Here is a 20,905-nt window from a genome sequence, read left to right as displayed (position 1 = left end):
AGCACAGGAACAGACTGCGTCATGATTGACTAAATTTCGTCCGTGATGGATTATCTTTCGAAATCAAAACAAGATTGTTGTAATAAATGACTAAAACTTCCCAATGGCCGGTGCCAACGGACAGTATCCGTTATGTCATCCCGGACCCCGTCGTCAAAACACTCTCCAGACATCCGCTGACGCGGGATCTGTATCCATTGGCGTTCGGACACTATCGGCGGGCGGTAGGTCATCATATGCATCGTGAGCACCATAGCGACGATCTTTTGATCCTCTGCACTGAGGGCGAGGCGTTCCTCAGCATCGAGGACGAGCCGTGTGTGGTCAAGGCAGGTGATCTGGTGCTGTTGCCGGCGGGGGCCTCCCATCGCTACACGGCGGCGCCGGAAAACCCCTGGACTATTCACTGGGTGCATTATGCCGGGCCATTGGCGGAAGATTTCCGCCAACATATGGGGTTCACCGACGGGGTTCGAGTGCTCCACCTCGGACGGCAGCCCCGTCTGCTGGTGGACTTCAACGGTTTGCTATCGGTGCGACAAACCGGTTTCCGGACCCCGGGGCTGGTGCATGTGGCCAACCGGCTGCGTCAGCTGCTGGCGGCTATTCCCCTGAGCATGGGTGAATCCGGACAATCACAACAGCCCGACCTGGATGTCATTCACAATTTTATGCGGGAACATCTGGATGAGCGGATAAGCCTTGGCCAGCTGGCAGGCCTCACCGGGCTGTCCGCTACGCACTTTGCTACCCGTTACCGGGAGCTCACTGGCGTGTCACCGATCCAGCACTTCCTTCACCTGAAGGTGGAACAGGCCTGCCAGATGATCGATACCACTGATCATTCGTTCACCCAGATCAGCTCCCAACTGGGTTACGATGACAATTACTACTTTTCGCGGCTGTTCAAGAAAGTGATGGGGTTATCGCCAACCGACTATCGCCACACCAGTCGGCACTGAAGCTGACCCAAGAAGGACGGGAACGCCGAAAATATGTCATGGGAACACGACCCCTGTTGTTGTTGTCCATAACTCGATAGGCTGTCCGATAACGAGCCAGAACTAATCCAGACAAGGCACCACCATGGCGACCTATACCATTCAGATTGAAGACACATTTGATGTTTCCCAGGACAGGGTGTTTGCGTTATTTTCCGATCACAAGCGGTTTGGCGATTTGCTGGGCGCCCCGGTAAAACGCATCAAGGACAGCGACCAGGCCGATCCCAATGGCCTTGGCTCGGTTCGCAAGATTGGGTTCGGACTCCTCGCATTGGAAGAGACGGTGACCGGGTTCGAGCCAGACAGCCTGATTGAATACACAATTACCAGCCTGAGCCCTATCCGAAACCACCAGGGGCGCATCCGTTTTTCGGAAACCAGTGACGGTCAGACCCGAATCGATTACACCATTTCCTTTGAGGAGATCATCCCTTTCACCGGCGCGCTGATACATTCCACCCTTGAAAAAGGCCTTCGAAGGGGCATCAAACGCGTACCTGAGCTGGCCTAGCGGGCAGGCTGATCGAGCGCCTCGATGATCTGGTTACAGACCTGCTCATGGCTCAGGCCATCGCAGGCAATTGTGATATCCGCCGTGCGGGAGTACAGCTCATGACGCTCCGCAAACAGCTCTGCAAGGGACTGGTCGTCGCGCTTTGAAATACCCCGCAGGCTGAAGTCACCAATGCGCTGCTCAACTGTCGCCAGCGTCACCTGTAGAAACACAATGGTGCTGTTCTGCCTCAGGTGCGCCATTGCCTCGGCACTGTAGACGGCACTTCCGCCGGTAGCGATAACGTGATGCTCCAGATTCAGATCCAGCAACACCCTTTCCTCAATGCCTCGCAGCACCCGGTAGCCGTCATCATCCACAATTGCCTGTAATGTGCGGCCTGCTGCCGCCTGGATCAACAGGTCGGTATCCACGAACCCGAGCGCCAGGCGCTTGGCCAGCAAAACCCCTACCGTACTTTTGCCCGACCCCGGCATACCGATGAGCACAAGGTTGGACGCCGCCGAAGATTGAGGAACGGAAGTCACCCTTTCGCTTCCTCAACGGCTCTTTCGGCCTGCAGCGAAAATTTCTTCACACTGGAGGCAAAGTCGCTGAAGCGCTCGCCCTGAATCAGAACATGTTGACGGAGGCGGTCTTCGGCCCGGTCCGCATTCCCTGACTCAATTGCCTCGTAGATTTCGCGATGCTCCTGCATCGAATTCACCATCCGCTGCCGCACCTGTAGTTGCATGCGACGGTATGGTTTCAGGCGCTGCTTGAGCTGTCGGGTCTCTTCGGCAAGAAAGGCGTTGTGGCTCGCCCGATAGATGCAATTGTGAAAGTCCTCGTTCTCGTAATAGTACTCGTCGGAGTCGCCCTGCTTGATGGCTTCCTCGCATCGCGCCAGGGCGGATGCGAGGTTCGCCAGCTCGACAGCACTGATGCGGCGGGCCGCAAGACGACCACACATGCTTTCCAGCTCAGCCATTACCTCGAACATTTCAATCAGTTGCTCGATGCCCACCTTGGCGACAAACGTACCTTTTTTGGGCTCCACCGTGACCAGACCGCTGACCGCTAATTGCTGAATCGCCTCCCGGATCGGGGTGCGAGAGACACCAAATTTGAGCGCCAGCTCTTCCGGATCGAGCCGGGCACCTGGCATCAGACGCCCATTAATAATGTCGTCCTCCAGGGCATCCTTGAGTTTCTGAGTGTTTGAACGCTTCACGACTGCACCCTCCGGTAGAAACTGCTGATCAAATGGCAAAAGCGCACATGATACTTTCGTCGATTCATATTGACACAAGTATATACAAGCGCTATTGATATATACATCAGCTTTTCTGATGAATATTACACAACAACAAAATGTTCGGAGAAAACCACAATGAAACACTCGATCGTCAAGATTGCGACCGCTGCGGGCTTATCTCTCGCTATGATCAGCGCCGCTTCCGCAGAAACCGTTCTACGTGCGTCTCATCAATTTCCCGGTGGCAAAGGCGATGTCCGGGATGAGATGGTTCAGCTGATGGCTAAAGAAGTTAATGCTGCCGACGTCGACCTAGAAATCCAGGTCTACCCCGGTCAGTCGTTGTTCAAGGCCGGTGAACAGTGGGGCGCACTGGTGCGTGGTCGTCTGGACATGACCGCCCTCCCCCTCGATTACGCCTCCGGACGACATCCCGAGTTCTCCGCCACCTTGATGCCTGGTCTGGTCCGCAGCCACGACCGTGCCCAACGCCTCAATGATTCCGAATTCATGGGCATGATCAAAAAAGTCATCAACGATGCGGGCGCCCGTGTCCTCGCGGATGCCTGGCTGGCGGGTGGTTTTGCTTCCAACGATCGCTGCATTACGTCTCCGGACACAGTGTCGGGCCAAACCCTACGCGCAGCTGGCCCCGCGTTTGACGAAATGCTGGCAACGGCCGGTGCATCAATCGCCTCAATGCCGTCCTCGGAGATCTACACAGCCATGCAGACCGGTGTGCTGGATGGCGCCAACACCTCCTCCGGCTCTTTTGTTTCCTACCGCATCTATGAGCAGGTCACCTGTCTGACTGCGCCCGGGGAGAACGCACTCTGGTTCATGTATGAGCCGATCCTCATCTCCGAGCAAAGCTGGAACAACCTCAATGAAGAGCAGCAGGCCGCATTGACGGCCGCCGGTGAAAAAGCCGAAGCCTACTTTGCCAAAGAGGCCGCAGGACTTGATCAGAAGATGATCGACGTATTCAAGGAAAACGGTGTTGAAGTCGTCAATATGACGCCGGAAGACTACAACGCCTGGCTCGATATCGCCAAGAAGAGTGCTTACAAGACCTTCGCGGAGAATGTGCCAAACGGCCAGGCGCTCATTGATGCCGCTCTGGCAGTTGAATAGGCGATAGTGAAGTAAGAACAGCCCTCCTATTGCCGGAGCTTCGGCTCCGGCCTTTTTCAACCGCCAGAGTGCATTGCTATCAGACTGCACGTCGACCATATGGCTTCCCGGGGGTCCGCATGTCCCAACCCTATGATGTTTCCGAAACCTCAGAACGCAGCGTGATTGGCAGCTACATCCGGTGCATGGATACACTCTCTGTCGCAACCGCCCTGCTGGCCGCAACCCTGCTCGCACTCGGCGTTCTGGCCGTAGTCCACATGGTGTTTGTTCGTTATATCCTCGTTGAAAGCACCGTCTGGCAGACCGAGTTCACCACCTTCGCCATTACCGCAGCGATGCTGCTCGGCACACCTTATGTGCTGAAAACCGGTGGCCACGTGGCAGTCACCGTCTTACCAGACTCTCTCCGTGGGTTGCCCAAACGCATCATGCAGCTTGCTGCGCACCTGGTCGGCCTTGGCTTCTGCCTGGCCCTCGCTTTCGGCTCCTGGTACTACTTTTACGAGGCCTTCAGTATGGACTGGACCACCGGCACCGCATGGAATCCGGTTCTGTGGCCAGCCGTCCTCCCAATGGCCATAGGCATCAGCCAACTGTCGCTGCAATACGTGGCTGAAATTCTTCGTGGGGAGCATTGATCATGGATCCCGTTACCAGTGGCATTCTGGTTGTTATCGCTCTCATGGTCCTGATGGCCATCGGCACACCCATCGCCTTTGCTCTTGGCGCGGTTTCCCTGACCGCGCTGGTCCTCGACAGGGGGATGGGAGAACTGATCTATTTTGGTGAAACCTTTTTTGGCAACGTAGCATCTTTTGGCTTCGTCGCCATCCCGATGTTTATTCTGATGGGCGCGGCGGTGGCATCTTCTCCCACCGGGCGAGATCTCTACCGTTCGCTTGATTTATGGATGGGCAGGTTACCCGGTGGCCTGGCCATTTCCAATATTGCGGCCTGCTCTATCTTTGCCGCGCTGTCGGGCTCATCCCCGGCCACCAGTGCCGCCATCGGTAAACTCGGCATTCCGGAGATGCGCAAGCGGGGTTATCCGGACGGGGTCGCAGCCGGTTGTATTGCAGCGGGCGGTACCCTCGGGATTCTTATTCCGCCCTCCGTCACCATGATTGTCTACGGCATTTCAACAGAAACCTCGATCGGACGGCTGTTTATCGCCGGTGCCATTCCCGGCCTGATGCTGGCGGGCCTCTTCATGATCTGGACCCTCATCGCCTGCAAGATGGCGGGGGGCTATGACAGCCCGAATCCGGTTGCGGAAGCTGCCGCCAGGGTCAAGGAGAATGTTGAAGGCAATATGAAGGCGCTGGTGCGGGTACTGCCGTTCCTGATTGTGGTCATGGGAATTCTGTTTGCCCTTTACGGTGGTGTCGCTACGCCTTCAGAAGCCGCCGGCGTCGGCGCGTTTTTGTGTCTGGCACTTGCCATCATTGTCTACCGCATGTGGCAGGTAAAACCGATCACCATCATCATGCGGGATGCGTTGCGGGAAAGTGTGATGATCATGCTGATCATCGCCACCGCCGAGATCTTCGCGTTCGCATTGTCATCCCTGTTCATTACACAGACCGTAGCCGGCGCCATTGCGGACCTTGAAGTTAATCGCTGGGTACTGATGGGCGTTATCAACCTGTTCCTGCTGGTCGCCGGGTTCTTTCTGCCGCCCGTGGCTGTCATTGTTATGGCGGCACCGATCCTGCTGCCGATTATCCTGGCCGCCAATTTTGATCCTTACTGGTTCGCGGTCATCCTGACCATCAACCTGGAAATTGGCCTGATCACCCCGCCGGTCGGACTCAACCTGTTCATTATCAAGGGAATAGCGCCGGACATAGCGCTACGGGATATTCTGATGGGCAGCCTGCCTTATGCCTTGTGCATGGTGCTGGCCATCGTACTGCTGTGTATTTTCCCGGGAATTGTCACCTGGCTGCCTGATCTGCTGATGGATTCCTGACCAAAGGTTGAACCGCTATGAACATGAGTTTTTTGCAGGAACTGTTCAATAATATTACCCAGCGTGAATCGTTGCTGCGAGGGCGGCTGGGTAAAAACCACCACTTTGATCACAGCCACCTGACTGAAGCTTGTCAGGCGCTGTTGCAGAGTGACGGTGAGGCCTCCAGCATTGCGCTGGCTAGCCGGGTGCTGGAAATCTACTCATTGTTGGATGAACCGCAAAAGCGGCTGTTCTTTGAGCAACTCGCCCTGAAATTCTCCGCCGAACCGGAGCGGATTGATGCTGCCTACACGGCCTACAAATCGGCGCGCACCAACGACAATCTTGAAACCCTGTTCGAGGCCTGTGAACCACTGCGTCAGGAGTTGCTGCGACGCCTGAACCTGGCGAGCGGCGGCACTCATGAGCTGGTTCGCATGCGGGAAGACCTGCTGGCTCTGATGGCGGATCACCCGGACTTCAAGGCCATTAACTCCGACTTTATTCATCTGTTCGGGTCCTGGTTCAATCGTGGTTTTCTGGTGCTCAAACGTATTGACTGGAACACTCCCGCCAACATCCTGGAAAAAATAATCCGGTATGAAGCGGTCCACGAAATCAAGGACTGGGATGATTTACGCCGGCGCCTCGACGCCCGGGATCGCCGCTGTTTCGGCTTTTTCCACCCGGCCACTGGCGATGAACCCCTGATCTTCGTGGAGGTCGCCCTGACCAAAGGCCTGCCGGATCAGATCCAGGCGATTCTTGCCAGTGATCGCTACGATATTGATGACCCGGAATCGGCAGACACCGCGGCATTCTTTGGTATCAGCAACTGTCAGGTCGGTTTGCGGGGTATTTCCTTCGGCAATTTTCTGATCAAGCAAGTGGTCAAGGAGCTGAAACAGGAACTGCCCAACCTGAAGAACTTCGTCACCCTGTCGCCGATGCCGACTTTCCGCAGCTGGCTCGAAAGCACTTATCTGGATGACATCGGCCTGCTGGAGCCCGAGGCCCAGGAAGCGCTCAAGCACTTGAATGACCCCGAATGGTTCAGGAACGAAAGCCTGCAGGAACGGCTGGGCAGCGTCATCAAGCCGCTGGCTGCCCGCTATCTGCTGAAAGCAAAAAACACCCATGGCGAACCCCTCAATCCGGTCGCCCGCTTCCACCTCGGCAACGGCGCGGAGCTGCATCGCATCAACTGGTTAGGTGACACCTCCAACAAGGGCATGAAGCAGTCAGCCGGGCTGATGGTGAATTATCTCTACGTGTTGGACAACATTGAACGCAACCATGAGCAGTACACCACCGACGGCACCATTGTGTGCTCCTCCGCTGTTCGTGACCTGAGCCGACGCGGCCGAAAATTGCTCAAAGGAGAAACCGAAAAATGAATCACAACCTGTTTGAGACCTTTGCCCGACACATGAATGCCCGCAACCAGTCCGCTTTTATTGTTACTCCCGAGGGCCGCGACTTTACCTACGCCGATGCTCTTACCATTAGCGCGCAACTGGCCGGCGCGCTGATCGCCCTGGGTGTGAAACCCGGTGACCGGGTCGCCGTGCAGGTGGATAAAAGCCCCGAGGCCATTCTGCTGTATCTCGCCTGCTTGCGAATGGGTGGGGTCTATCTGCCCTTGAATACCGGCTACACCGCCGCCGAGATCGGCTACTTTCTCGGCGATGCAGAGCCGTCGCTGTTTGTCTGTCAGCCCGAAGCCCTTGCGGACGCCCGCAAGGTTGCCAACAGCACCAACTGCCCACAGGTCGCCACGCTGGGAGTCAACGGCGATGGCTCACTGATGGAGACTGCAACCAGGGCAGAACCTTTTGACGGGATTGAGCAGCGCGCCGGAACGGACCTGGCTGCAATCCTTTACACGTCAGGCACAACCGGCCGCTCCAAGGGTGCCATGCTGACCCATGGGAACCTGGGATCAAATGCCAAAACCCTGATGGAAACCTGGCGCTTTACTGAGGCTGACCGGCTGATTCATGCGCTGCCGATATTCCACACGCACGGCCTGTTTGTCGCATGCAACGTGACTCTGATGGCGGGAGCCAGCATGTACTTTCTGTCCCGGTTTGACGTCGATACCGTGATTGAAGCAATGTCAGAGGGCACCACGCTGATGGGTGTCCCGACCTTCTACACCCGTTTGTTGCAGGATGACCGCCTGACGCCGGAACTCACGCGCCATATGCGGCTGTTTACCTCAGGCTCCGCCCCACTGACGGCAGAAACCCACAGGGAATTCGAAAAGCGTACCGGCCACGCCATTCTTGAGCGTTACGGCATGACCGAGACCAACATGAACACCTCCAACCCCTACGACGGCGACCGCATTGCCGGCACGGTGGGACTGCCGTTACCCGGGGTTGAAATACGCGTTACCGACCCCGAAACCGACACTCACCAACCCCTCCCACAGGGGGAGATTGGCATGTTGGAAGTCCGCGGCCCCAACGTATTCATCGGGTACTGGCGGATGCCGGAGAAAACCAGAGCCGAACTGCTTGAGGATGGATTCTTCGTTACCGGCGACCTGGGCTTGATTGACGAACGTGGCTACGTCCACATCGTAGGCCGTGACAAGGACCTGGTCATTTCCGGCGGGTTCAACGTTTACCCGAAAGAGGTGGAACAACTGATTGATGAAATGGACACCGTGCTGGAATCCGCCGTTATTGGCGTACCCCATCCGGATTTCGGCGAAGGCGTTACTGCCGTAATCGTGCCGCAGCCCGGCGCCCGGATCGAAGAGACTGAGGTGATCAACGCCCTGAAAAGCCGTCTGGCAAAGTACAAACAGCCCAAGCGTGTTTTTTTCGTGGACAGCCTGCCCCGCAATACCATGGGCAAAGTCCAGAAAAACCAGCTCCGTGAAACCTATAAAGACATCTACGCCGACGTCTGAACCGGCGCTTGCGACACGGTGCTTAAGAGGATCGACCGGTTCGGCTCATTTGCCCAGCATTTCACCCACTGACTTGAGATTTTCCACATGATCACACACGGTCTTGATGATCATCAGGATGGGGGTGGCCACAATCAAACCTACTGGCCCCCAGAGCCAGCCCCAGAACAGCAGGCCGATAAAAATGGCGACGGCATTGAGACTGGAGACACGGCTGGTCAGCCAGGGTGTGAGCAAATAGCCCTGAATACTGGTGATCGCCAGCGAGATCCCCGCCACGAGAAACGCCATATCGAGCGCACTGAACTGAATGAACGCCGCCGCACCGGTTCCGATTAACACCAGGAAGGGTCCAAGGTAGGGAATTGCGCTGGCGACACCGGCCACCACACCCCAGAGCACAGCCTGCTCGACGCCCAGGATGAAAAACGCCAACCAGGTGAAAAATCCGACAAACACAGCCCCGAGCATCATAACAAATATGAACCGCCTGACCTGCTGGTGGAATTCGTTCAGAATCCGGACCGCCTTGCGCATTCTTGCGAAAGACGGCCCGGATATCCTGACCACCTTGCGTTTGTACAGCGAACCGATCGAAAGCAGAAAATAGACCAGTAACAGCGCTGAGAAAAACTGGGTAAACACCACCAGCGCTGTACCTGAACCGGTCAGCAGATAATCCCGCAAACTGAACGGCTCTTCCACAATCCTAACCGCTGTGGCTTGGGGGCGAGACTGGTCACCCCCATCATCTGATTCCTCGTTTGCAGTTTCCTCGATCTGTTTGGCTGCCTCTTCGGCTTTCTTCATCAAGCTTTCGTCAGCAACCGCTTTAACCGGTGATTTGCTTTGAAACTGATGCAATGCGGTGGGGATTTTATCAAGCATGGCCATCGCTTCGCGCTGCAGCGGCACTGTTGCCAGCACGACAATTGCAATGACACTAAGAAGTACGATAGCCGCACTGATCGGCCGGGGGATTTTGAGCCGGTCCAGGCCGGAGACCAGTGGATCCAGCGAGTAGCTGACCAGCACGCTTGCCACCAGCGGCAGCAACACAGCCTGCGCCCAGTCAATGAACACAATGGTCGCGAGTACCGCAAGGATCATGGGCGCAGTAGTGCGAAAGTTAATGGCTCCCGCTGCCGTGAGCATCCGCAAATGCTCATCCTGCGATATTGCAGAGGGTTGATCCGTGCTGGGACGTTCCTGTTCACTCATGGACAACCGCTCTCCTGTATTATCGGTGGCGGATGGTCGCAACTTTCTGACTACAGGTGTAGCCATGCTACCAAGCGTTAATCTTCCTGCAATGTTGGAACTGCGCTTACTACCTTGTTACGTCCTGTTTCTTTCGCCTCGTATAACGCCTCATCTGCTTGCTGTATCAGCAGATCCGGAGGCATTTCCGGGGTCGGAACCAGACTGCACACACCTGCGCTGATGGTAATGAGCGGCGCCACGTCTGAAAATTCATTCACAATGCCAAGCCTCTGAATCACCAAACGACAAGCTTCAGCTACCGCCAGTGCGTCCTGGGTGTTCGGGAGTATCAGGGCAAATTCTTCGCCACCATAGCGTGCAACCAGATCGGTCGGACGCCGAACCACTCGCTCCAGCGCACGAGCGACCTCTCTCAGGCACTGGTCTCCCGCCGGGTGACCATATTCATCATTGAACGCCTTAAAATTATCAATATCCAGCATGACCATAGCAATGGTCTGACGCTGTCTCCGTGCCCTCGCCCACTCCTGTTCCAGGTACAGATCAAAATGGCGCCGGTTTGCCAGACCCGTCAGGGCATCGGTCAGTGAAATTGTTTCCAGTTCACGCTTGGCCGCATTCAGTTGGGCGTTCTGCCGGAGACTACGCACCGCGAAGAAGACCAGCAGGGCGATAAAGGAAAATCCGAAGCCGATAACCAGGGCGGGCAAGTATCCACGTCGTGCACTCACAAATGCTTCAGAGGGCATGGCCTGAACGACCCAGTGTCGTCCGGCAACTGGATCAAGCGGGACCTCATAGGCCAGTTTTCTCAGCCAATGGGAATCACTGGACCGACCAGTGCTGTAGATCACATCTTCGCCACCCTCTGTGCGATCAACAATCTGAATGAGAATATTGCGATCAATCGCCACATTAATCGACTGGTTAACCAGCTCCTCCACCCGGAACACACCGTTCAAAAAGCCTTGATGGCGGGCTACCCGGTCCTCCGGGGTGGTGGCTGAGTCTCCCCGATACAATGGCGTGAAAACAAGCAGGCCTTTTTCCTCAGTTTGGTCCTGTACCAGTTCAATGGCAGCCGTAGCGATCATCTGGCCTGTATCTCTTGCTCTCAGCAAAGCAGCCCGCCGCTTCTTCTCGCTGGCCAGATCAAAACCCACCGCTTGTCGATTGGCCGCAATCGGCTGGATAAACTGCACCGGGACGAGCCAGGGAACGTGTTCCACGGGCGTGGTAGCTACTTCATCATACACTCCGCTCAACGCAAACCCGGGGTACCAACTTTGTTGTTGCTGCACGAACTCGTTGCGGTTTTCCTGAGGCACTACCGGAGCCCAGGCAAACGCCCCAATTGCCGGAGCGCGCTCGAGTACCCTGGCGGTCAGCCTGTCGAAGAGGTCCGCGTTCATCTCGGGGAGGATCGCTGCCGCATTCTTGACCGCAAAAAGGATTTCAAGGTTGAGTACAACTTCACGCTCGAAGGCGGATGCCAGTTGGGTCACATCAGCACGAAATTCGCTGATAATTACCTGGTTTTCCTCAAGGTACAACCCCCGACTGAGGGCAGCACTGAGCCCCAGGCCAATCAGAGCGAGTAAAATGATCACTAATGAGGGATGCCGCTTCATGAAGCCCGAGACATGACAAAAAAGACCTGTTCCAGATTGTATTCAGTTAACGGGCCTTCCAGAAAACCACTGGGCAAGCCCGCACTCCTGTTGATCATTTCATTGTGTCCCATTAGACCCACACCCTTTCATTACGGTGGGTTAGGACCGCTGGAATGTTAACAAATGTAACGCCGAGGTAGCACAACATTCTTTACTCTTCATAAATCGGGATCACAACATCGGCTGCCTGATCACGAATTGCAATTAACGACTGGCAATCCGGAGAGTCAAACCATTCCTCCAGAGCGTTTGGTATTTTTGCCTGACAAGCTTGACCGGCTATGCTGCCATCACCTTCGCCGCCATCAACAATTGCACTGAGTATAAGACAGCTCTCCGGTGACCGAAGAACAAGAGAATAGATTGCCGGATGCCCAGCGTGTAAAATCGGCCCACTTCTGACGACGGACGAGTATATCGCAATGGGCAGAGCCTACCAAAACCGCAAAGATTCAATGGCCAAAACGGCGAACGCCAAAACCAAGGTCTATAGCAAATACGGTCGCGAAATTTATATGTGTGCCAAAGCCGGGGGCACCGATCCGGATGGTAATTTGTCCCTGCGTGGCCTGATCGACCGTGCCAAAAAAGATCAGGTTCCCGCACACGTGATTGAAAAAGCCATAGACAAGGCTCGGGGCGGTGGCGGTGAGGACTTTTCAACAGCACGCTATGAAGGTTTCGGACCCGGCAACTGCATGGTGATCGTGGATTGTCTGACTGATAACCCGAACCGGACCTTCGGTGATGTGCGGCAGTGCTTTACCAAAACGAAATGCAAAATTGGCACTCCGGGCAGCGTCAGCCACCTGTTTGATCACTGCGCGATTCTCGCCTTTGCCGGCGATGACGAGGAAGCGGCCCTTGAGGCCCTGATGATGGCTGAGGTTGATGTCACGGATATTGAAAACGAAGACGGCAAAATTACCGTGTTTGCTCCCAATACCGAATACGCCAAAGCCAAACAATCGCTGATAGACGCCTTTGGTGAGTTGGAGTTTGATGTCGATGAAATCCAGTTTCTGCCTCAGACCAGCACGCCTGTTGAGGGGGACGATGCGGTTATGTTCGAGAAGTTTCTCGATATGCTGAATGACCTGGACGATGTCCAGAACGTCTACCACAACGCCGAGTTGCCGGCTGAAGATTGATCGCCCTGGCGCCCCGCCAGGCTAACCGGTTCGGGTGAACAGTTAGCCTGGCGCAAACCCCCGGCTCAGCCGCGCAGCCCGCTTACCACCTTATCGATACTCTCCTTGGCATCGCCAAACAGCATGTGGGTGTTGTCCTTGAAGAACAGCGGATTTTCGACGCCGGAATATCCGGTGGCCATACCGCGCTTGAGCACCACCACCTGGTGTGCCTTCCAGACTTCCAGCACTGGCATACCCGCAATCGGACTGCTCGGGTCTTCCGCCGCTGCCGGGTTCACTGTGTCGTTGGCGCCGATCACCAGCACCACATCGGTGTTGGGGAAATCGTCATTGATCTCATCCATTTCGAGCACGATGTCATAAGGTACGTGGGCCTCGGCCAACAGCACATTCATGTGCCCGGGCAGGCGGCCCGCCACCGGATGGATACCAAAACGCACATTTACACCGCGCTCCCGTAACAGCTTGGTGAGATCGCTGACGCCATTCTGGGCCTGGGCGACAGCCATGCCGTAGCCGGGGACAATAATCACTGAATCGGCATGGCGAAGTTCGTCGCACACATCATCAATCGAGAACTCCCGGACCTTCTGATCACTGGCGACAGCGCCTGAACTGCTCGTAGTTTGGCCAAAGCCGCCGAGAATCACGCTGATAAACGATCGGTTCATGGCTTTACACATGATGTAACTGAGGATTGCGCCGCTACTACCCACCAGGGCACCGGTGACAATCAACAAGTCATTGCCCAGCATAAAGCCGATAGAAGCCGCGGCCCAACCGGAGTAGCTGTTCAGCATGGAAACCACCACTGGCATATCGGCACCGCCAATCGCCATGATCAGGTGAACCCCGAGCACCGCTGCAATCAGTGTCATCAGGATCAGGGCTATAAGCCCCGACGCCAGGCTGTCAGTGCTCAGGAACCAGGCCCCCAAGAACACCGTCACTATCAGAGCCACCAGGTTCATCATATGGCGGCCCGGAAGGGTCAGAGCCTTGCTGTCGATGCGACCATCAAGCTTGCCGCACGCCACCAGTGAACCGGTGAAGGTCACCGCACCAATAAAGACCCCGACATAGACCTCAACCAGTTTGATGGTGTGCTCGGCCCCGAAGGTGGCAATCAACGGCTCGATATAGCCTGAAAAGCCCACCAACACCGCCGCCAGTCCCACGAAGCTGTGCAGCAACGCAACCAGTTGCGGCATCTGGGTCATTTCGACCTTGTTGGCGATGGGGATACCAATACCAGCACCCAGCAGCACGGCAATAATGATGGCCACCACACCACCGTCACCGACACTGGCGAGTGTGGCTACCACCGCAATGACGATGCCGGCGACACCATAGAGGTTGCCGCGCCGGGCGGATTCCTGGTGGCTGAGGCCACCGAGGCTGAGAATGAAAAGCACACTGGCCACCACGTAGGCGACGCTGACTAGTCCTGTACCCATGATAGCGTCTCCTACTTCCGGAACATGTTAAGCATGCGGTAGGTCACCCGGAACCCACCGCCCACGTTGATGCTTGCGATCAGCACTGCCACGAAGGCCATGATGCCCACAGCGGCACTCTCAGCCTGGGCCAGATGCAACATGGCGCCGATGACAATGATGCCGCTGATGGCGTTGGTCACACTCATCAGGGGCGTGTGCAGGGAAGCTGTCACGTTCCAGATCACCTGCCAGCCGATAAAGCAGGCCAGCACAAACACCGTGAAGTGACTCAGAAAGCTCTGGGGTGCATGGGCACCTACCCCGTAAAGGGCGGCAGCCGTAACTAATAACAATGCAATTTTACCGGTACGACGGCGCGATTCAGATGCCTTGGCAGCTGCCCGCATCGCCTCCGGCGATGGCTCCTCGGTGCCTGGTGGGGGCGGAGCCTTGGCCTGAACCTCGGCCTTTGGTGGCGGCCAGGTTATGCTGCCCTGCTGGACCACCGTCAGGCCACGGATGACTTCATCCTCCATGTTGACCAGGGGTTTACCGTCCTTTTCCGGGGTCAACTCGGTCAACAGATGCATCAGATTGGTGGCATAGAGATCGCTCGCCACTTTTGCCATGCGGCTGGGCAGATCGGTATAACCAATCAACGTTACTCCATGCAGTTCTGCCACTTCTCCCGGCACGGTAAGCTCACAGTTACCGCCACGTTCGGAGGCCAGGTCCACAATGACGCTGCCGGGCTTCATGGATTTCACCATGGCTTCGGTAATCAGCTTGGGGGCGGGCCGACCCGGAATCAGTGCAGTGGTGATGATGATATCCACCTCTTCCGCCTGCTCGGCAAACAGCGCCATCTCGGCCTTGATGAACTCATCGCTCATCTGTTTGGCGTAACCACCGGTGCCACTGCCTTCCTCGTCGTCGAAATCCAGCTTGAGGAACTCCGCGCCCATGCTTTCGACCTGCTCCAGCACTTCCAGGCGGGTATCGAACGCCCTTACAACCGCACCCATACTGTTGGCCGTACCTATGGCGGCAAGCCCCGCCACCCCGGCACCGATCACCATGACCTTGGCAGGTGGCACCTTGCCCGCTGCCGTCACCTGGCCGGTAAAGAAGCGTCCGAAGTGGTTGGCAGCCTCGATCACCGCACGATATCCGGCTATGTTGGCCATGGCGCTGAGTGCGTCCATTTTCTGGGCCCGGCTGATCCTTGGCAGGCTGTCGATGGCGAAGCCGGTGATTTTGCGTTCGGCGAGCCGGTCGAGTAATTTCGGATTCTGGGCCGGCCAGAGATAACAGGCGAGAAAGGCGCCTTCTTTCATCAGGTCTATCTCGTGCTTTCTGAGGCTCGGGTTGCGCATGGGCGCACGAACCTTCAGAACAAAGTCCGCAGCTTCCCAGAACGACCGGGTATCGACCGCCAGGCTGGCCCCGGCTTTCTGATAGGCTTCATCGTTGTAGTGGGCAGCTTCGCCGGCGCCGGTTTCGACAATGACCTCATAGCCGAGTTTGATCAGCTTCTGGACCGACACAGGCGTTGCCGCCACTCGTCGCTCGTCTTTGAAAATTTCCTTCGGAATACCCAGTTTCATGGTGGACACACCCTCCCAGACGTCGAGATCCAGAGGCATTTTTATTGGTCTTGCGCTCTGGCCCTGCAGCGCTCACGCCGCCTGCCTTAAGTGAAGTCGTAGATCGGGAATGGTGCAACTATCAATTTGTCACAGTTTTCAGTCGGTATCGTCTGCCACAACACTCACGGGTAATGGCGACGAGAAATGCCGATGGAGGAAGGGTCTGAGGGCATCCATGCTGACGCCGTCCGAATTCATTGCAGGTAAGGTGCCGGCCCGGAAACCCGGCAATCCGGGTTCTTCCGATGCGAACCGCCCTGTGAACGGTTCGAGCAACTCCGGGTTGCCACTGATGATATGTACCGGCACGTCCCTGCTGGCATCTTCACCGGTCACCAAAGGTGCCGGTTGATGATCTCCCAGAATGATCAACAGGGTATTGTCGTCGGCGTGGCGAATGGCGTATTCGGTGGCCACATTGAGCGCATAATCAATAGCCCGGGCGTAGTGATCGCGGACACGGTCGGGATCACGCCAAAGCGAGACCGGTGCCTCGCCGGCGCTTTTCCACTGGTTGAAGACCTCACCCACCCCGATGCTGCTCCAGTCGTCCAACACCGGCAGGATGGGCACCCAGGGAGCGTGGCTGCTTATGAGCGCAAGTTCTGCAAACAGCGGTTTGCTGGCAGGGCCACGTACCCGGTTCTGAAACCAGGACCAGGTGTACTGGTCGGGCATGGTGACCCAGTTGAGCGGAGGACCTTCATAATCCATGGTGTCGGAATCGTGGATGCGGGTGTAGCCGAACCGCTGGCCTTCCGGCCATGCCATGGTGATGCCGGGCATCACGGCGACAGCGTCATGGCCGGTAGCACGGAAATCATCAATCAGGGTCGGATGGTCACTGGCAAGCAGGGTGTCATAGTGCAGCTGGCTTTCAATCCACTGGCCACTCAGCAACGTGGCATGGGCAAGCCATGATTGCCCACCCTGAACCGGTGATCTCAGGCGCCCGGTTACCACGTGCAAGCCAGCGGCATCAAGAGCCTCCTGCATGGTGCTTAACCGTCCGGATATCAGCGGGCTATAGCGGTCATCCAGCAACGTTGATATGCCGTAGGATTCAATAAACCCGAGAATGACGTCAGCATTGCCAAACCGGTCCAGCGTTCTGACCTGACCGGAATAGCCATTTGAGCCCGTTCCGATGTGGCGCTCAAACGCCCGGGTTGCCTCATGGGCTGCTATGGCCCGCTCAGCCTGCTCCGCCGCAAAGCCCGCCAAGTTAAACCCGCCCAGCTTACCGCCCAGCGGAGAAGGGATGACCAGTATCAGCCCCGCCACTATCGCGGTACCAGCTACCACCTTCCCCGACGCGGGATAGCCCGAACTGCGGTTGTGACCGAAAACCAGCAACAGCCGGCCAACCAGAACCGCCACGCCGCAGGTCAGCGCAACAAAGACCGCAAGGATCAGGAATACCAGCACGCCCCCCAGATTGGTACTGAGCAGGTTGACCATCGCCCCGACCAGCCCGATGTCGAGATACAGGTTGAGTGGCCGGCCCAGACTCTGTCGGATGAGAACATCGGCTAGCCCACCCAACGCCAGCAGGACGTACACAGCACCGACGGAGTAAGCCAGCACCCGCCGCACCCCGGGCTGCTCCAGGTACATAAACAGCCCTGCCAGCACCACAGCTTCTACCGCCACCACAGGCATGTTGGGGAATTCAGCCAGCAATAGAGCCACGAATAGCAGGTTAAGTACAATGAAAACAGGAATCAATCGACTCACTTCGGCGTTCCCTGACGATCAATCGTGTCTTTAATTACGTAGCGATAAGCGCAGTGGACGGCAGAGACACCCTATTCTTCTTTACACCTCCGTAATGTCACGGGGTTTTGAATTTCGGCGGCCCACACTGCCCGGAAAGCTTCTGGATTCGCATGATCTGAGGTACGCTGGGACCACTTTTGGGCGCGGCCCTCGTCCGTAGCTAATGTTAACCCTGTCCACGAGTAAGATGCTTGAAAATTTTACTGCTGCTGATGGTTCTACTGATCGTCGGAACCGGTGCCTACCACGTATTCAAACCATTACCTGAGGGCCTGAACTACAAAGGCCCGGAACGTCCCCTGATTGATGCCCGGCTGTTTACCGATCTGACCTGGCGGGACGCCAGCGACCGCGAACAAATGGAATATGCAATTTTTGATGAGGTCTTCCGGCTGATCGGCCAGGCCGAAGAGCTGATCATGGTGGACATGTTCCTGTTCAACGACAGCCGGCCCGATGACAGCCACCGACCACTGTCGGAGCAATTGACCGAGGCACTCATCAGCCGCAGTCAGCAGGTCGAGGATATTCGCATTGTGGTTATCAGCGATCCTCTGAATACCTTTTACGGAGGGCACAAATCACCCCATTTCGAGCGCCTCAGGGATGCTGGCATCCCGGTGATCGAGACCGACCTCAACCGGCTCAGAGATTCCAATCCGGTATGGTCCGCGGGCTGGCGCCTATGTTGCCAATGGCTGGGGAACTCGGATACCTCCGGCTGGCTGCCAAATCTGCTGACCGATGGCAAGGCCACCTTGCGCAGCTACCTGGCGCTACCGAACTTCAAGGCCAACCACCGAAAAGTTCTGATCGTGGATGAAGGCGACCATTTACGAGGACTGATTACCTCCGCCAACCCCCATGATGGCAGCAGCAAGCACAGCAATATGGCCCTGAGTTTTGCTGGCCCCGCGGTGAACGATTTGCTCGCCAGCGAGCAGGCCGTGCTGGCGTATTCCGATGCCAGGCTAAATTCTACCTCGGACATTTCACCCAACACAGTGCCCGAGCAGGCTGAAAGCGTTGTCGCCAACGTGGTTACTGAGGCAAAAATTCTCGACTCGGCGCTGGCGATGATTGATTCAGCGCGCGGGGGCACGAAGCTGGACCTGGCCATGTTTTACCTCTCCCACCGGAAACTCGTGACAGCGTTTATTAATGCCCATGACCGGGGCGTCGAGGTCCGGATTTTACTGGATCCGAACAAGGATGCTTTTGGCCATAAAAAAAGTGGCATTCCCAATCGTCAGGTGGCAATGGAGTTAACCCGGGCAGGCATACCTGTGCGCTGGTGTAACACCCATGGTGAACAGTGCCACAGCAAGATGCTGATGCGCCGGGACAGTGATGATAAGTGGCAATTGCTGATGGGGTCGGCAAACTTCACCCGGCGCAACCTGAACAACCTGAACCTCGAGACCGATATTGTCATTCGAGGCGTGACCGTCACCCCGCTGATTGAGCAGGCCCAAGCCTTTTTTGACCGCCAATGGAGAGCCGGACCAGCCTCAACTCCGGTGCTCAGTCTGCCTTACGAGGCCTATTCCGACCACTCACAACTTCGTTACTGGCGTTACCGGTTGATGGAAGCAACCGGGCTCTCGACATTCTGATGCCTTTTCCGTTACCGGATGGTAACCATCTTTTGTCTCCAGCCCATTGAAAACCTTGCCGGCGCCAAGCACCGTATCTGGTAGAGCAGTCCGACATTCAGAGATGCGGAGGTCCCATGTACCTGTCAGCACAGATCAGTTACTACCCTTTGACGGACGACTACAAAGCGCCTATCAAAGAGCTCATCAAACGCCTCGAGCTCAGTGGGCTGGAAGTGTATCCCAACCGGATGAGCACCCAGATCTTCGGCGAATTTGATGACGTAATGAGGGTTTTGTCAGAGATCATGAAATGGTCATTCGACACTTACGGAAAAGCCGTATTTGTCATTAACTTTCTGGAAGGAGACCGTCGGCCACGGTCATAGGAGTATTCAAGCCTGGTAGCGGGAGCTACCGGGCGGGCTGATGGAAAAGCGCTACATCCTTGGCCGGTATCACCAGATTCAATCCCAGGTTTTGCGCCAACCAGCTCATGGTGCGTTCCCGATAAAACACGACATGGCTCGGATCACGCCGATAATGCCAGTTGGCGAACCGGGCATCGTCGGTTTGAAAACAGGTCATCAGTCCCAGCAATCCCCCGGGCCGGAGCATTTGCGCGAGCCGCGTGAAGGTTTCAAATGGATCATGCAGATGCTCGGCAACCTCGGTGCAGGTAATGAAGTCATAACGGGCCTTCAACGCCGACCTGTCAGGGAAATACAGGGGGTCGTAGATCGCCATCTCCATGCCCTGCTCTGCCAGCATACTTGCCAGCACAGGCCCCGGGCCACAGCCGAAATCCAGCCCAAGGGCGCCCGGGGAAAGCTTTTCCAACAGTGGATTGGCGAGTTTTGCCAGGAACCTGCAGTAACCGGGATCTTCGGCATGGTTGTCATGCAAATCGTATACCGCTTTTTCCTGGTCTGCCGTAAGCCAGTGCACCGGGTCCATCAAAGTCGCCTCACACCGGGAGCAGCGCCAATAGCGTACCTCCTTGATGGTTTCCAACAGCCTCAAGTGATCGGCACGGCATACGGTGCAGCGCAACCCCGAATCCACCGCCATATCAGTGATCCTGCGTCATACCCTGATGGCTGGCTGGACGCTGACCCGAGTTGTGGTTATTGCCGTCCATTGAATCTACCGACAGCTCCACTTCCATGTCCGGCGCGCCATCAAACGTCAATGTCAGCGGAACCTGCTCCCCGACTTTCAACGGTCCACCAAGCTGTTCCAGCATCAGGTGATAGCTCATGGGCTTGAGTTCGACGATCCCACCGGCCGGGATTATGAGACCATCTTTCAACAGGCGCATCCGCATGGTGCCATCCTGACTCACAGTTTTGTGGATGGATACCCTGGCCGCCCTGGATGTGTCCACCGCCTTGAGCACAATTTCGCTGTTGCCGGTATTGCGGATCGTCATGTAACCCACCCCCATCATGATGCCCGGCGGCGTTGGACGGCTCCAGGGGTGTTCGATCGACACCTCACCCTGACTGTAATCATGGGCAGCAGAGGGCAGAGCTACAGCCATAAGCAGAACTGCCAGACAGAAAGATATAATGCGCGTCATATGGCCTCGAAAGCGATGGTTGAATTCAGCGCAAGAGTGTT

The 20,905-nt window shown here is 56.4% G+C and carries 19 protein-coding genes; 10 read left to right on the top strand and 9 right to left on the bottom strand.

The genetic code is table 11. The annotated features are described in order from the left end of the window. Positions 1-86: 86 nt before the first annotated feature. Together F6Y09_RS07135 and F6Y09_RS07130 are read left to right on the top strand one after the other, a co-directional pair. Positions 87-962 (top strand): AraC family transcriptional regulator, encoded by an 876-nt coding sequence (locus F6Y09_RS07135; RefSeq protein ID WP_152206235.1) that lies wholly within the window; start codon positions 87-89, stop codon positions 960-962. A 124-nt stretch (positions 963-1,086) separates the two neighbouring features. Next, the gene (locus tag F6Y09_RS07130; protein ID WP_152206234.1) at positions 1,087-1,515 is read left to right on the top strand and encodes an SRPBCC family protein; all 429 of its coding nucleotides are present in this window, start codon (positions 1,087-1,089) and stop codon (positions 1,513-1,515) included. Here the strand turns inward: F6Y09_RS07130 and F6Y09_RS07125 are convergent. Beyond that, entirely contained in the window at positions 1,512-1,994 is a 483-nt protein-coding gene (locus F6Y09_RS07125; protein ID WP_152206532.1) for a shikimate kinase, read from the bottom strand. The two genes, F6Y09_RS07130 and F6Y09_RS07125, sit on opposite strands and share 4 nt — an antisense overlap. A 47-nt stretch (positions 1,995-2,041) precedes the next feature. Then, a complete protein-coding gene (locus F6Y09_RS07120; protein ID WP_152206233.1) occupies positions 2,042-2,731 on the bottom strand; it encodes a GntR family transcriptional regulator in 690 nt (229 codons plus the stop codon). A gap of 159 nt (positions 2,732-2,890) precedes the next feature. Between F6Y09_RS07120 and F6Y09_RS07115 the strand changes: the two genes are divergently transcribed. The 5 genes from F6Y09_RS07115 (at position 2,891) to F6Y09_RS07095 (ending at position 8,769) form a co-directional block, all read left to right on the top strand. Beyond that, positions 2,891-3,889, top strand: a complete 999-nt coding sequence (locus F6Y09_RS07115; RefSeq protein WP_152206232.1) for a TRAP transporter substrate-binding protein — start codon at positions 2,891-2,893, stop codon at positions 3,887-3,889. A 119-nt stretch (positions 3,890-4,008) separates the two neighbouring features. Beyond that, positions 4,009-4,530: a TRAP transporter small permease subunit gene (locus F6Y09_RS07110; RefSeq protein ID WP_246180384.1), complete on the top strand. Its 522-nt coding sequence runs from the start codon at positions 4,009-4,011 to the stop codon at positions 4,528-4,530. Between the two features lie 2 nt (positions 4,531-4,532). Beyond that, positions 4,533-5,864: a TRAP transporter large permease gene (locus tag F6Y09_RS07105; RefSeq protein WP_152206231.1), complete on the top strand. Its 1,332-nt coding sequence runs from the start codon at positions 4,533-4,535 to the stop codon at positions 5,862-5,864. Between the two features lie 17 nt (positions 5,865-5,881). Next, the gene (locus tag F6Y09_RS07100) at positions 5,882-7,243 is read left to right on the top strand and encodes a malonyl-CoA decarboxylase (RefSeq protein ID WP_152206230.1); all 1,362 of its coding nucleotides are present in this window, start codon (positions 5,882-5,884) and stop codon (positions 7,241-7,243) included. Continuing rightward, positions 7,240-8,769 carry a malonate--CoA ligase gene (locus tag F6Y09_RS07095; protein ID WP_152206229.1) on the top strand — a complete coding sequence of 510 codons (1,530 nt, stop codon included), beginning with the start codon at positions 7,240-7,242 and terminating at the stop codon, positions 8,767-8,769. The genes F6Y09_RS07100 and F6Y09_RS07095 overlap by 4 nt, the downstream gene beginning before the upstream one ends. 45 nt (positions 8,770-8,814) lie before the next feature. Here F6Y09_RS07095 and F6Y09_RS07090 read toward each other — a convergent pair whose 3' ends face one another. Together F6Y09_RS07090 and F6Y09_RS07085 are read right to left on the bottom strand one after the other, a co-directional pair. Further along, a complete protein-coding gene (locus F6Y09_RS07090; protein ID WP_246180383.1) occupies positions 8,815-9,990 on the bottom strand; it encodes an AI-2E family transporter in 1,176 nt (391 codons plus the stop codon). 77 nt (positions 9,991-10,067) lie between these two features. After that, positions 10,068-11,624 carry a diguanylate cyclase domain-containing protein gene (locus tag F6Y09_RS07085; RefSeq protein WP_152206228.1) on the bottom strand — a complete coding sequence of 519 codons (1,557 nt, stop codon included), beginning with the start codon at positions 11,622-11,624 and terminating at the stop codon, positions 10,068-10,070. Between the two features lie 464 nt (positions 11,625-12,088). Between F6Y09_RS07085 and F6Y09_RS07080 the strand changes: the two genes are divergently transcribed. Continuing rightward, positions 12,089-12,817: a YebC/PmpR family DNA-binding transcriptional regulator gene (locus tag F6Y09_RS07080; RefSeq protein WP_152206227.1), complete on the top strand. Its 729-nt coding sequence runs from the start codon at positions 12,089-12,091 to the stop codon at positions 12,815-12,817. Between the two features lie 65 nt (positions 12,818-12,882). On the opposite strand, the gene pntB is transcribed toward F6Y09_RS07080, so the two are convergent. From pntB to F6Y09_RS07065, 3 genes are all read right to left on the bottom strand, one after another. Further along, positions 12,883-14,277 (bottom strand): Re/Si-specific NAD(P)(+) transhydrogenase subunit beta, encoded by a 1,395-nt coding sequence (gene pntB, locus F6Y09_RS07075; protein ID WP_152206226.1) that lies wholly within the window; start codon positions 14,275-14,277, stop codon positions 12,883-12,885. A gap of 11 nt (positions 14,278-14,288) precedes the next feature. Then, positions 14,289-15,866: a Re/Si-specific NAD(P)(+) transhydrogenase subunit alpha gene (locus F6Y09_RS07070; protein WP_152206529.1), complete on the bottom strand. Its 1,578-nt coding sequence runs from the start codon at positions 15,864-15,866 to the stop codon at positions 14,289-14,291. Between the two features lie 138 nt (positions 15,867-16,004). Continuing rightward, on the bottom strand, positions 16,005-17,645 hold the full coding sequence (locus F6Y09_RS07065) for an alkaline phosphatase family protein (RefSeq protein ID WP_152206225.1): 1,641 nt from the start codon (positions 17,643-17,645) through the stop codon (positions 16,005-16,007). A gap of 233 nt (positions 17,646-17,878) precedes the next feature. On the opposite strand from F6Y09_RS07065, the gene F6Y09_RS07060 reads away from it, so the two are divergent. Together F6Y09_RS07060 and F6Y09_RS07055 are read left to right on the top strand one after the other, a co-directional pair. Then, positions 17,879-19,303 carry a phospholipase D family protein gene (locus F6Y09_RS07060; protein ID WP_218944115.1) on the top strand — a complete coding sequence of 475 codons (1,425 nt, stop codon included), beginning with the start codon at positions 17,879-17,881 and terminating at the stop codon, positions 19,301-19,303. Between the two features lie 116 nt (positions 19,304-19,419). Next, positions 19,420-19,671, top strand: coding sequence for a YkoF family thiamine/hydroxymethylpyrimidine-binding protein (locus F6Y09_RS07055; RefSeq protein ID WP_152206224.1), 252 nt, complete (start codon positions 19,420-19,422; stop codon positions 19,669-19,671). A 25-nt stretch (positions 19,672-19,696) separates the two neighbouring features. On the opposite strand, the gene F6Y09_RS07050 is transcribed toward F6Y09_RS07055, so the two are convergent. Then, on the bottom strand, positions 19,697-20,353 hold the full coding sequence (locus F6Y09_RS07050) for a class I SAM-dependent methyltransferase (protein WP_152206223.1): 657 nt from the start codon (positions 20,351-20,353) through the stop codon (positions 19,697-19,699). Between the two features lies 1 nt (position 20,354). Then, positions 20,355-20,825: a copper chaperone PCu(A)C gene (locus F6Y09_RS07045; RefSeq protein ID WP_246180382.1), complete on the bottom strand. Its 471-nt coding sequence runs from the start codon at positions 20,823-20,825 to the stop codon at positions 20,355-20,357. Positions 20,826-20,905 lie beyond the last annotated feature (80 nt).

This window comes from Marinobacter changyiensis, assembly GCF_009193265.1.
Lineage (GTDB): Bacteria > Pseudomonadota > Gammaproteobacteria > Pseudomonadales > Oleiphilaceae > Marinobacter > Marinobacter changyiensis.
This window is presented reverse-complemented; position numbering and strand designations above follow the sequence as displayed.

Bases quoted from the DNA above. Each gene is read 5' to 3' on its own strand.
- F6Y09_RS07110 (WP_246180384.1), top strand. From the start codon at position 4,009: ATGTCCCAACCCTATGATGTTTCCGAAACCTCAGAACGCAGCGTGATT.
- F6Y09_RS07055 (WP_152206224.1), top strand. From the start codon at position 19,420: ATGTACCTGTCAGCACAGATCAGTTACTACCCTTTGACGGACGACTAC.
- F6Y09_RS07095 (WP_152206229.1), top strand. From the start codon at position 7,240: ATGAATCACAACCTGTTTGAGACCTTTGCCCGACACATGAATGCCCGC.
- F6Y09_RS07085 (WP_152206228.1), bottom strand. From the start codon at position 11,624: ATGAAGCGGCATCCCTCATTAGTGATCATTTTACTCGCTCTGATTGGC.
- F6Y09_RS07045 (WP_246180382.1), bottom strand. From the start codon at position 20,825: ATGGCTGTAGCTCTGCCCTCTGCTGCCCATGATTACAGTCAGGGTGAG.
- F6Y09_RS07115 (WP_152206232.1), top strand. From the start codon at position 2,891: ATGAAACACTCGATCGTCAAGATTGCGACCGCTGCGGGCTTATCTCTC.
- F6Y09_RS07135 (WP_152206235.1), top strand. From the start codon at position 87: ATGACTAAAACTTCCCAATGGCCGGTGCCAACGGACAGTATCCGTTAT.
- F6Y09_RS07105 (WP_152206231.1), top strand. From the start codon at position 4,533: ATGGATCCCGTTACCAGTGGCATTCTGGTTGTTATCGCTCTCATGGTC.
- pntB (WP_152206226.1), bottom strand. From the start codon at position 14,277: ATGGGTACAGGACTAGTCAGCGTCGCCTACGTGGTGGCCAGTGTGCTT.
- F6Y09_RS07130 (WP_152206234.1), top strand. From the start codon at position 1,087: ATGGCGACCTATACCATTCAGATTGAAGACACATTTGATGTTTCCCAG.
- F6Y09_RS07070 (WP_152206529.1), bottom strand. From the start codon at position 15,866: ATGAAACTGGGTATTCCGAAGGAAATTTTCAAAGACGAGCGACGAGTG.
- F6Y09_RS07125 (WP_152206532.1), bottom strand. From the start codon at position 1,994: ATGCCGGGGTCGGGCAAAAGTACGGTAGGGGTTTTGCTGGCCAAGCGC.
- F6Y09_RS07090 (WP_246180383.1), bottom strand. From the start codon at position 9,990: ATGAGTGAACAGGAACGTCCCAGCACGGATCAACCCTCTGCAATATCG.
- F6Y09_RS07050 (WP_152206223.1), bottom strand. From the start codon at position 20,353: ATGGCGGTGGATTCGGGGTTGCGCTGCACCGTATGCCGTGCCGATCAC.
- F6Y09_RS07080 (WP_152206227.1), top strand. From the start codon at position 12,089: ATGGGCAGAGCCTACCAAAACCGCAAAGATTCAATGGCCAAAACGGCG.
- F6Y09_RS07100 (WP_152206230.1), top strand. From the start codon at position 5,882: ATGAACATGAGTTTTTTGCAGGAACTGTTCAATAATATTACCCAGCGT.